General features: G+C 70.2%; 17 protein-coding genes. 2 read left to right on the top strand and 15 right to left on the bottom strand.

All coding sequences use genetic code 11. From position 1 onward, the window contains the following. Window positions 1-94 precede the first annotated feature (94 nt). The 4 genes from AB0I79_RS17805 to AB0I79_RS17790 are packed head-to-tail and all read right to left on the bottom strand — an operon-like array spanning window position 95 to window position 3012. Window positions 95-1084 carry a hypothetical protein gene (locus tag AB0I79_RS17805; RefSeq protein ID WP_357873735.1) on the bottom strand — a complete coding sequence of 330 codons (990 nt, stop codon included), beginning with the start codon at window positions 1082-1084 and terminating at the stop codon, window positions 95-97. Continuing rightward, a complete protein-coding gene (locus AB0I79_RS17800; protein WP_357873732.1) occupies window positions 1084-2250 on the bottom strand; it encodes a hypothetical protein in 1167 nt (388 codons plus the stop codon). Before AB0I79_RS17800 ends, AB0I79_RS17805 begins: the two co-directional genes overlap by 1 nt. Before the next feature lie 16 nt (window positions 2251-2266). Then, on the bottom strand, window positions 2267-2656 hold the full coding sequence (locus tag AB0I79_RS17795; protein WP_357873729.1) for a hypothetical protein: 390 nt from the start codon (window positions 2654-2656) through the stop codon (window positions 2267-2269). Then, window positions 2653-3012: a hypothetical protein gene (locus AB0I79_RS17790; RefSeq protein WP_357873726.1), complete on the bottom strand. Its 360-nt coding sequence runs from the start codon at window positions 3010-3012 to the stop codon at window positions 2653-2655. The genes AB0I79_RS17795 and AB0I79_RS17790 overlap by 4 nt, the downstream gene beginning before the upstream one ends. A 265-nt stretch (window positions 3013-3277) precedes the next feature. Between AB0I79_RS17790 and AB0I79_RS17785 the strand changes: the two genes are divergently transcribed. Further along, window positions 3278-3433: a hypothetical protein gene (locus AB0I79_RS17785; RefSeq protein ID WP_357873723.1), complete on the top strand. Its 156-nt coding sequence runs from the start codon at window positions 3278-3280 to the stop codon at window positions 3431-3433. Window positions 3434-3493: 60 nt separating this feature from the next. Here the strand turns inward: AB0I79_RS17785 and AB0I79_RS17780 are convergent, their stop codons facing one another. The 9 genes from AB0I79_RS17780 to AB0I79_RS17740 form a co-directional block, all read right to left on the bottom strand. Then, entirely contained in the window at window positions 3494-3619 is a 126-nt protein-coding gene (locus AB0I79_RS17780; protein WP_357873720.1) for a hypothetical protein, read from the bottom strand. Window positions 3620-3685: 66 nt separating this feature from the next. Further along, on the bottom strand, window positions 3686-3937 hold the full coding sequence (locus AB0I79_RS17775; RefSeq protein ID WP_357873717.1) for a hypothetical protein: 252 nt from the start codon (window positions 3935-3937) through the stop codon (window positions 3686-3688). An 87-nt stretch (window positions 3938-4024) separates the two neighbouring features. After that, window positions 4025-4672, bottom strand: a complete 648-nt coding sequence (locus tag AB0I79_RS17770; RefSeq protein ID WP_357873714.1) for a helix-turn-helix transcriptional regulator — start codon at window positions 4670-4672, stop codon at window positions 4025-4027. Between the two features lie 312 nt (window positions 4673-4984). Further along, complete coding sequence (locus AB0I79_RS17765; RefSeq protein WP_357873711.1) at window positions 4985-5368, bottom strand: hypothetical protein; 384 nt, start codon at window positions 5366-5368, stop codon at window positions 4985-4987. Next, window positions 5365-5688 carry a hypothetical protein gene (locus AB0I79_RS17760; RefSeq protein WP_357873708.1) on the bottom strand — a complete coding sequence of 108 codons (324 nt, stop codon included), beginning with the start codon at window positions 5686-5688 and terminating at the stop codon, window positions 5365-5367. Before AB0I79_RS17760 ends, AB0I79_RS17765 begins: the two co-directional genes overlap by 4 nt. Beyond that, entirely contained in the window at window positions 5685-5990 is a 306-nt protein-coding gene (locus AB0I79_RS17755; RefSeq protein ID WP_357873705.1) for a hypothetical protein, read from the bottom strand. Before AB0I79_RS17755 ends, AB0I79_RS17760 begins: the two co-directional genes overlap by 4 nt. A 68-nt stretch (window positions 5991-6058) precedes the next feature. After that, a complete protein-coding gene (locus AB0I79_RS17750; protein WP_357873702.1) occupies window positions 6059-6253 on the bottom strand; it encodes a hypothetical protein in 195 nt (64 codons plus the stop codon). A 96-nt stretch (window positions 6254-6349) separates the two neighbouring features. Then, a complete protein-coding gene (locus AB0I79_RS17745) occupies window positions 6350-6748 on the bottom strand; it encodes a hypothetical protein (protein ID WP_357873699.1) in 399 nt (132 codons plus the stop codon). Further along, a complete protein-coding gene (locus AB0I79_RS17740) occupies window positions 6745-6972 on the bottom strand; it encodes a hypothetical protein (protein ID WP_357873696.1) in 228 nt (75 codons plus the stop codon). Before AB0I79_RS17740 ends, AB0I79_RS17745 begins: the two co-directional genes overlap by 4 nt. A gap of 118 nt (window positions 6973-7090) precedes the next feature. On the opposite strand from AB0I79_RS17740, the gene AB0I79_RS17735 reads away from it, so the two are divergent. Continuing rightward, window positions 7091-8428, top strand: coding sequence for a pentapeptide repeat-containing protein (locus AB0I79_RS17735; protein ID WP_357873693.1), 1338 nt, complete (start codon window positions 7091-7093; stop codon window positions 8426-8428). Between the two features lie 30 nt (window positions 8429-8458). Here the strand turns inward: AB0I79_RS17735 and AB0I79_RS17730 are convergent, their stop codons facing one another. Beyond that, window positions 8459-9550 carry a tyrosine-type recombinase/integrase gene (locus AB0I79_RS17730; protein WP_357873691.1) on the bottom strand — a complete coding sequence of 364 codons (1092 nt, stop codon included), beginning with the start codon at window positions 9548-9550 and terminating at the stop codon, window positions 8459-8461. Next, window positions 9534-9941: a hypothetical protein gene (locus tag AB0I79_RS17725; RefSeq protein ID WP_357873688.1), complete on the bottom strand. Its 408-nt coding sequence runs from the start codon at window positions 9939-9941 to the stop codon at window positions 9534-9536. Before AB0I79_RS17725 ends, AB0I79_RS17730 begins: the two co-directional genes overlap by 17 nt. Window position 9942: the final 1 nt, after the last annotated feature.

Genomic DNA, 9942 nt, shown 5'->3' with positions numbered 1-9942 from the left:
GAGGTTGTTGCCAGCCTGTTGTTGACGCTCCGTACACCATCCAGAACACACGCGATGAGCTGGGGAAACACCTACACGGCGCTGGTCAGGAACGTCACTTGGGGGTGACCTGGATGTAGGAGCCGGCGTAGATGTTCATCCACCCGGTCGTTGTACGCAGCTCGACGTCGTCGATGTAGACGACGCTGCCCGTCGTGTGGCCCTCAGCCACCTCCATGCCAGCCTGGGCGTAGAGCTGGACGGCCCCAGCGGGCGCGCCGCCCTCGATCTGGTAGAGCGTCCAAACTCCGGCTGGTAGCGGCCGCTCGTCCACGAGTTCGCTGATCTGGTTGCCGTCCGCGTCGTACCAGGCGATGGAGACTCCGGCCTGAGGGTGGCCAGCAGGCGAGTACAGCCAGGCGCCGAATCGCCACCCTGTTCCTGCCGTGGTGGTGAACCAGTCGAACAGGACTGCGCGTGACTCGCTGTCCTGTGCGGTGAGCTTGCCAGAGTAGTCGCCGCCGTGCGCGAAGTCCGTGCTGGGCTCCTGGTCTACGCCTGAGGTATCCCAAGCTTCCCACTCGAAGTCGTAGTCGGCGCGCTGGAAGTGGGAGCCCTGGCCAGCGTCGAGCCTGATGGTGCCAGGCTCGTGCACGAGCAGCGGCCCAGTCACGCTCATGGTCGCCGCCCCGAAACGGGGGTCGCCGAAGATCTCTTCGCCCCAGAAGATCGGCCAATGACCCTGGTACGCCTGCCCGTCCTGAATGGACAGGAGGTCCATGGAGCCGAACGCGGCAGTTGGAGTGATGAACCTGAAGTCGGTCGGGTTGCTGCGGTCGGCGTCGAGGGTGACGTACATGCTCAGCTCGTACAGGCCGGGCTCCACCTGGAGCGACAAGGGCAGCGGCTCCCAGAAGCCCACGTTCGTGTAGTTGTGGTCGGCCGTCAGCGTGGCGCGGGCGGCAGCCGGGAACCGGCCTTCCCCGGCCTGGGTGCGGGCGCGTAGGCTGCCATCCGTGGCGGGGTAGACGAGCGCCTGCCCTGCGGGCGGGGCGGCGGGCGGGCTGGCCAGGATGGGCAGGCGCGGCAGGCTGAGGTGACGCATCAGGACTTCACCGTGATCCGCAGCGCGCCGGCCGACACGGCGATGTCGGAGCGGACGGCGACCGTGTTGGCGTCCACGGTGCGGGAGTCGAGGCGCACGTACTCCTTCGTCGCGACGTCCTTGAAGGTGGGTTCGACGATGTCCTCCGTGCCGAGGCTGTGCGTGATGTTCGTCCACACGCCGGCCGTCAGGGCGGGCAGGTCCGCCGAGTAGGTGCCGCCGACGCCGAGCGCGGCCCGCGCCGCCGCCGCGGTGGTGGCGCCGGTGCCGCCTTTGGCGATGGGCACCAGGCCCACGGTGATGGAGTCAGGGTTGACGACGATCGACCCGTCCGCGGCGGTGACGTCGATGTTGCCGCCGTTCTGGATGAGGCCCGCGCCGGCGCCGCCGCCGCCTCCGCCGCCAGCGAACTGGGCCCAGGCGATGCTCGTGGTGCCGGGGGTGATGGGCCCGTTGGTGGAGATGGCCCAGCCGGTCTCGGCGAGGGTGGTGCCCTCGCTGACGAACACGAACGTGTTGGGGTTGAGAGCGTCCGCGGTTCGCGCCCACGCTCCGGACGCCGCGGTGTAGAGGCCGTTCTGGGTGGCGGTGGTCTGGTTCTTGACGAGCACCCGGTCGCCGGCCTGCACGCTGACGCCGTCGATCGTCTGGAGCCCGGAGAGGGTGATGTTGGCGGTGGTGGCCACGCGGACGGCGGGCTTCACGGAGATGCCGGCGGCCGCGGCTTGCACGTCGGCGAGCCGGGCGGCGTCGTTGGCGTTGACGGGCGCGCCGAGGTTGGTCAGCTTGTACCCGGCGAGCGGGATGTCCGCCCCGGGCGCGGTGAGCTGGTCGAGCCGATTCGCGCGCACCTGCGCGACGAAGTCCGAGATGGTGCTCGCGGGCTGGGTGCCGGTGTGCTGCGCCCTGTCGAGCGGGTTGGTCGCGAGCTTCGTCAGGGCGATCCCGGCGTTGGCAGCGACCTTGGCGTTGGTGATCGTCCCGTCCGCGACGTCGTCGAGCGCCATCCACGCGCCGCCCGGGGTACGCCAGGAGGCTTTCCCGGTCGCTGGTGAGGCCCACAGCTCGAACGTCACCGGCGCGGCCGGCTCGGTGGACGACGTCGGCATGACGAAGCCCACGGGCGGGATCTGGTTGTACTTGTGCTGGCTGTACCAGTTCGGCATGACGGTTCCCCCGAGGTCAGGTGAGGCGGAGCGTGCCCGACATGGGCACGGCCCAGGTGATGCGGACGGTCGTCTCGGTGGGGTAGGACGGGTCGCCCTCGATTCGCTCCCCGTCCGGGGAGAAGCAGGTGGCGTTCGGCTGGCGGGACTGGCCGTGCTCGACCTCCCACACCAGGGCGGGCGCGGCGAACACGATGTCGCGCTGGAAGGCTCCGCCCTCCGGTCCGGCCGGGCCCTGCTCGCCGCGCGCGCCGGGCGGCCCCTGGATGCCGGGGACGGCCAGGTCGAGCTCCACCACCTGGTGGTGCTGCTCGATCGTCAGGGAGATGCCGCCATCCTGCTCCACCGTGAGGGACGGTCCGGCGGTCTGCTGGACGACGAGCTCCACGCCGGGCTGCTGGGTCATCGGGTCACCTCGCCGGTCACGCGGACGGCGCCCTGGAGGAGGCGGAGGGGGCGGCCGCCAGCGTCCACGAGCTCCAGGTCGTATACGCCGACCCGCCACGTCCAGGCGGCGGACGTGGCGCCGGGGATGTGCAGTGTCACCGTGCCCGCGGCCGCGTCGGTGATGGCGAGCCCGCCGCCGGTGGCCAGGTCGTACAGGAGGGGCGCGTCGGCGCCGTGGTGGGCGCGCACGTGGGCGCGGACGGTGCAGCCGGTCAGGTCGAGTGGCGGCCGCCCATCGGCTTGGGAGCGCACGGTGAGGACGTAGTCGTAGTCGATGCCCTGCTCAATCAGCATGTGGAAGGTGGCTGCGGCCATGGCGGCATGGTGGCGATGGCCAGTCGTTTGCGTCCCCGTTCGGGGATCCCACGCTGAAAGACCCGTTATAGCTGGCGCACCCCCCATCCTCGGCCGTAACATAAGCGCGTCCACCAAGAAACGGGCAGGGACAGAGAGGAGCGGGGCTTGTAGAAGCCGCCACGGAAGCAATGTCCAGCCGGATGGGTCGGGTGACCCATGCCTGGATTTGCGTCCTGCCCGTTTAAAGATAGGTGGAACTCGACGTATGTCCCCCGAACGCGTCATGCTGATCGTCATCGCGGCTATCTGCACCATCAGCATCGCCACTGGCCTCATGCTCGCGGACGGCTCAACGTGGCCCGCCGCGCTCCTCACAGGTCTTGCTGCTGGAGGTGCAACGTTGTGGGGGCTGCTTGGCTGGTTCGGCCGCCATCCCTAACTGCGGGGCCCGAACCGAAGCGCTTCGGTTCGGGCCCCGGTCGCTCTCGGGCGAAGGAAGTTACCAGCCGCCCATGTGCCGCATGCCGCCCGTTGAGTCGCGGAAGCCGCCGCCGACGCTGTGGGGCAGCCAGCCGCCGGTGTCACTTCCAGGGGCCCAACCGCCGGTGTCGCTTCGTGTCATCATGATCGCGAGCATGCCAGGCGCGGACGATGAGAGGCAACGCCGGGCTGGCCCAGGCTGGAGCGTGGGTTACGCGGTCTCCTCGCCGTGGCCTTCTTCGACCTCGTGCAGGTCGGCCAGGTTCACGATGTCCTGGAGCTCGTGCAACTGGTAGTAGCCGGGGAAGCCGATCGCCTGCCCGTTCCTGGTGACGCGGTACCACACCTCGCCGGGCATCGCCTTCGTCTCCCGCAGGCGCGCGAGCAGCCAGTGCTCGTTGTGCGGTGAGAGCTGGACGGGTACGACACGCAGCCCGTCAGGCCCTGCGAGGTAGCGGCTCATCATGCCGCCTGGCCGGTCGAGCGTCCCATGGATCGACGATACGCCTGGTGCGTCGGCGAGCCGAGGGATGGGCGATGCCGTCCTTGGTCAGCCGTCGGGCCGATGGTCGAGGTGGATCAGTTCGGGCGGCAGCGGCGGCAGAGTGATGTCGCGGGCGCGCATGGTGTCGCGGAGCTGGGCGAGGAGTTGCTCGGCGTGGCCGGCGCGCTCGGTGTGGCCGTGGGCGGCGGTCTTCCACGCGTCCCGGTGTTGTTCGGCGTCGTCTTCGGCGCGGGCCTGGGCGGCGGCGGCCGCGCGGGTGCGGGCGGTCCAGTCGGCGAGCAGCTTCTGGTGCTCTCGTAAGAGCCGGAGCGCGGCGCGTGGTCCGGCACCGTCGTCGTCGGGGTCGCCGGGGAGGGGCGCGGTGCCGTCGAGCCAGGCGAAAGCCTCCTGCGGGTCGGTTTCGACGCCGGGCAGGATCTCTACCCGCTCATCGCTGGTGGGCGGCGTGAGCAGGGTGAGGGGCGGTACCTGGAGGGCGCGGGCGACGACAAGGAGTTCGGGGACGCTGAGGAGGTTCCGCCGTCCGAGTTCGAGGTTGGTCAGGCTGGTCCGGTCGATGGGGTAGCCCATCGCGGTGCAGCGGTCGGCGAGTTTCTGCACGCTGAGGCGGCGGCGTGATCGGTAGTGCCGGATGTTGTCGGCGACCTGGTGGGTGTAGCTGACGGCCCATTCGGTGTGTTGCTTGCCGGGCACGAGCGGTGGGGTCCTTCCGTGCTGAGGGCTTGCAGGGGCGGAGTGACACAGGGTAGGTGATCTTTAACGGGTCGCACAACTGCGGTTGACTAAGCGCTGTCACTGCGCTCGTGGGGGTGCGCCGCTCCACGCAGCAGCGCACCCCAAGAGCTTCACGCAGAGTAGGTGCTCGCCCCGACATTTTCCGCACCTTCGCCCCGCTCTGTCACAGCCTCCGGGGCCGGAGCGGCAGTTCTGTCGATGCCGGCGTCTCCCGTGGCGGCGGCCGCGCCCGCCCGGGAGCCGCCGCGCAGGTGAGACTCGGGCTGTCCTTCACCGGGGTGGGGAACGCGTTCGACGGTGCTGTGCAGGCTGGCCAGGGCTCAGGTGGAAGGCGTTGACGGCGAGCTCGTGCCGCGGGTCGTGCCGGGTGGCGTGGGTGGCGTCCGGGTAGGAGATGGCGCCGGTCGTCCCCCAGGTGACGACGTGGTCGATGCTGGACTGCGGGTGGCGACGCACGAGGTTGACGAACTGGCTGCTGGCCGTCTCGTCCAGGTGCCAGACTGCGGTGTCCCCGCCGGCGCGCTCGGCGATGGTCTTGTTGTCGAGCAGGTGGTTGGTCAGCCACGTCACCATGTCGCGGGCCTGCTGCACGTCGAAGCTCGGCGTGGCTGTGCCGGGGTCGCGGCTGCCGAGCTCGTCGTAGAGGCGGCTCATCGGCGTCCCCTTCGTGTCCGGCGGCGGGCCCGCGCCTGGTAGCGGGTCTTGGCGCGCCGCTGCCCGGGGTGCGGCCGCCCGTACATCCAGCGGTGGGCGTTCCAGGAGCAGCGGATCACCTGGAACGGGATGGTGAAGGTGACGTCGCCGGGCAGCTTCCACGACTCCCGCGGTGCGGCCTCGACCACGCCGCCGGACGCGAAGCCGATGCCGTCGCCGAGGATGCCGAGGTCGCGCCAGTCGCCGTCCGGGTCGTCCAGGCGGGTGCCCGCCGGGGCGACCATGGCGCGTACGCGGCCGCCGAAGATGATGCCGGTCACCGCGCCCACCACGGGCCGAGCAGCGGGTGCATGCGGTCCATGAGCTTGCGGAAGCTCGCCAGCGCGGCCGGCGTGCCGGTGAGGGTGAGCAGGTGGAGCCGGAACAGGTGCCCGCCGTCGTGCCGCACCTTGACGGTGATGCCGCGCGCCTTGGCGGCGAGGAGGATACGGCGGAGGGTGCGGCGGGATGTCGGCGAGTACCGGCGGACGATCACGTGCCAGGGGATCGTGCGGACCGGGGGCGGCAGCGGCGGCCAGATGTCCAGCGTGGGGGCTGGTTTTCTGCGGAACAGGCGGAGCATGAGAAACGGTCCTCTCCATAGTGGGGAGAGGACCGTACGAGGTGGCTCCGGTTAGTGTCTGTCTCCGATCAGGCGGGCGGGAACGGGCACGGGTTGTTGCCGGGGCTCCCGCCGTGCGCGATGCAATACACCTGGTCCAGCGGCGCGTGGGCTCGGGTGGGTTCCGTGATGGTGAACTTCTGCCCGGGGACGATGGCGCGGGCCTGCTCCCCGGTGACCGGGACGAAGATGGTGGTTGCCCACCTGTGTGGTGTGTCAACCATTGTGCGATCTTGGCGGGATCGCGCCCGGATGTCCAGTATGTGCGCCCATGTGTCGTCGCATGCCGGCGGCGAAGCGGCGCCGCTCCCGTATCTCCTTCACGCGGAGGTTCCCGCGGTGATGTGGGTGATCTCGTCCTGGAGGAGCTGCATGTGCCGGTACTTCACCTCGACGGTCTTGTAGGGCCAGTCGCGGGTGGAGGTGTCGCCGAGGTAGGCGTGGCCGAGGCCGAGCACGTGGACGCGCCCCTCGCGTCGTTCGACCTGATACCAGGGCGTGTCGCCTGCGCCGGGCAGCGCCGCGTTGTAGGAGGGGTGGGCGCGTACCTGGGCGAACGCGGCGAACAGGGCGGGCACCTGGTCGAGGGGGATGCTCCATTCGCGGTCTGGGGCGATGGCGAGGTGGTCGCGGTGGCAGCCGAGGTAGAACGACTCGCGGCGTACTTCGACGGCGAAGGGGCCCATCTGCGGGGTGGGTTCGAGGCAGCCGCCCATCATCGTGTCCTTGCGTCGGGGCCGCTGGAGGTTACGCGGTCGGTGAGCAGGCCGTCCAGGGCGAGCAACAGCAGTTCGCCGGTCTGCCAAGTGCCGGGCTCGCTGTCGAGGGCGCCGAGCGCGTTCTCCAGTTCGCTGGTGCGCTGGCGGACGGCGTCCATGTCGAGGTCGAGCGCGGCGGCGAGCCGCTCGGCGGCCTTCACGGTGTAGTGGTCGCGGTAGCTCACTGGTCTGCTCCTGGCTGGGGTTGGGCCCGGTTGGCAAGCGTAGCCGCTGGACGGCTGGGCGTGCGGGCGGGTAGCCGAACCGAGGCGGCGCGGCAACCGTTCTGCAAGCCTCCCGAGCTTGGATCACAACATGAAGTTGCCGTCGTGGAATCCCCGGCTCAGGCAGTCCGCCGGCGTCACGCCGCGCGCTCCCGAACCGGCGGCAGATGCGCACCCCGTGCCCGCCCGCCCGAAAGTTCCCGCCAGGCCGGTCCCCTGGTGGATCCCGCCCACCGCGGTGCTCGTTATCGCCGCGGCAGGATCCGCGATCTGGTGGCTGCTGTCCAACAAGGCGACGGCAGCCGCGAATGTCGAGGTGGTCCGCACGGTGCTGCTGATCGTGGGCGGGGTTGGCGCGGCGATCACGCTCATGCTGACGTTCCGCCGGCAGCGGCATCTGGAGATCGTCGCGGCCAGCACCGAGCATGACGCGGCCGAGCGGCGCGTCACCGAGCTGTACACGAAAGCGGTCGAGCAGCTCGGCAACGCGCAGGCCCCAGTACGGCTGGGCGGGCTGTACGCGCTGGAGCGGCTGGCGCAGAACACCCCCGAGCTGCGGCAGACGGTCGTGGACGTGATCTGCTCCTACGTGCGGATGCCGTACACGCCTCCCCGCGATGATGCCGGAGAACGGCAGGAGAAGATCCGCGCCGCGCAGCGCGCCGCCCGCACGCGAGGAGGAACGCCTTCGGGTAGCGCGGCTGACGGGCGAGACCCCCGCGAGGAGAAACAGGTCCGGTTGACGGCTCAGCGGATTCTGGCCGACCATCTGCGCTACATCCCGCCGTCTTCCGAGCGGCGCCGGTGGCGGCGCGGTGAACCGGCGAACCCGCGGTTCTGGCCGGGGATTCGCGTGGACCTCAGCGGCGCCACCCTTCTCAAGCTGGATTTCAGAGGCTGCCGCATCGACCGCGCCGACTTCAGCGGGGCGGCCTTTGCCGGCGACGCCTACTTCCGCGGGGCGACCTTTGCCGGCGACGCCGACTTCCGCGGGGCGACCTTCACCAACGACGCCTACTTCAGCGGGGCCACCTTCACCGGCGAAGCCCTCTTCGATGAGGCGACCTTCACCGGCGAAGCCCTCTTCGGCGGGGCGACCTTCACCGGCGAAGCCCTCTTCGGCGGGGCGACCTTCACCGGCGAAGCCTTCTTCGGCGGGGCGGCCTTCACCCGCAACGCCTTCTTCGGCGGGGCGGCCTTCACCCGCAACGCCTTCTTCGGCAAGGCGACCTTCACCCGCGATGCCCTCTTCGCCGGGGCGACCTTCACCGGCGACGCCTTCTTCCGCGGGACGATCGTCACCGGCGAAACCCACTTCGGCGGGGCGACCATCACCGGCAACGCTTTCTTCAGCAAGGCGACCTCCACCAGCAACGCCTCGTTTGACTCGGTGGTGCCCTCCGAGGATGAGCCGTGAACGGGTGGTCGGCGAGGGTGCGCTGCGACGTCACAGGCTGGGGTTGCCATTGCTGTCAGCGCCTGGCTGGGCCTGGCCGGGTAGGCGTAGCCGCTGGACGGCGGCGCGGCGGGTGGCTTTCGGCCTGCGGTCGTAGCGGGCGGTCGTGGTGGGGGAGGCGTGCCCGGCCAGGGCCTGGGCAGTGGCCAGGTCCACGCCCTCGTCGAGGAGGTCGCCGATGAACGTGCGACGGAAGTCGTGTGGGGCGATCTTCTTCCCGGCGATGGTGGGCTCGTTGTGGGCGGCCTGGGCGATGCGTTTGATCAGCATCTTGCGCAGGGCTTGCCCGGTCATGTGGGCGGGCCGGCCGGTGTGGTCGGTGCGCAGCCGTCCGCCCTTCCATACGGAGGGGAACAGGGCGCCGGGGGTGCGGCCGCGGACGCTGATCCACGCGGCGATCAGGTCGGCGACGTCGGCCGGGACGTAGGTGTCGCGTTCCTTGTTGCCCTTGCCGAGGACGCGGAGCTCGTGCTCGGTGGGGTCCCAGTCTGCCAGGGTGAGGCGGACGAGCTCGTCGCGGCGGAGTCCTGCCCGGTAGAGGGTGGCGAGCATCGCCTTGTCCCGTACCCCGGCCGGGTCGCCGGGCTTGTCCGGGGCGTCGCACGCGTCGAGGAGCGCGGCGACGACTTCGGGCGGGAGGTGCTGCCCGGCAGGTTGGACGCTGGTGCGTTCGGGTTCGAGGTCGCCGGCGCGCTGCGACTCCTCCAGGGAGACGAGGCCGAGCCTCCACGACTCCTTCAGCACGCGACGGAGGGCGACGAGGTGCTTGTTGATGTAGGCGGCGGACCAGCCCTGTTGCAGAAGCTTGGCGCGCAGGCGGGTGGTGTGCTCGTACCGGAGGACGTGCCACGGGAAGTCCTCCCCCGTCACCTCCTGGTCGTCGAGCGGGGCGCCGCGGATGATGCGGGCGAGCCGGTCGAGGCAGCCGCGCATCGCGGTCTTCGACCCAGGCGAGCGCAGGTTGTCCAGGTACGCCCGGTACGGGTTCCGGATCGGGTCCACGCGGACGATGGCGCCGTCGTCCACCAGCTCATCACTGGCGGACGCGACGATGACGGGCAGCCGGTCAGCGGATACGGACATGGACCTGATTCATCTTCCCCTTGACACGCAGTCTGGCGATGCCTGCCAGAAGCGAAGCGATAGTTGCTGTCCATTCAGGCGAGGGGATGGTGGCGAGCCTGACCGCGTCTTCCGGGCCGGCGCAGTCGTGTATGAAGCGGCGACGCCACAGCTCGCCGAGCTCCTCCATCTGCAGGAGGATGCGCCTGGCCATCTCGCTGTTGTAGGCCATCCATTCCTCTTCAGTGCCGGCCACCGCGTGGTCCGCGTCGTGGGCGCGCTGGGCCCGTGCGGCGCTCGCCCGCGCGGACGCCAGTTTCTGCGCCTGCTGTTCAACGTTCTCGTCCATGCGGGCGATCGCGTCTGCGAGCATCGCGGCGAGATCTTCCGGGGCGTGGTGTCCGCTGGTCATT

It is taken from the genome of Nonomuraea sp. NPDC050202 (genome assembly GCF_040656115.1).
Lineage (GTDB): Bacteria > Actinomycetota > Actinomycetes > Streptosporangiales > Streptosporangiaceae > Nonomuraea.
The sequence above is the reverse complement of the archived record's forward strand: the minus strand, read 5'-3'. Positions and strand labels throughout refer to the sequence as shown.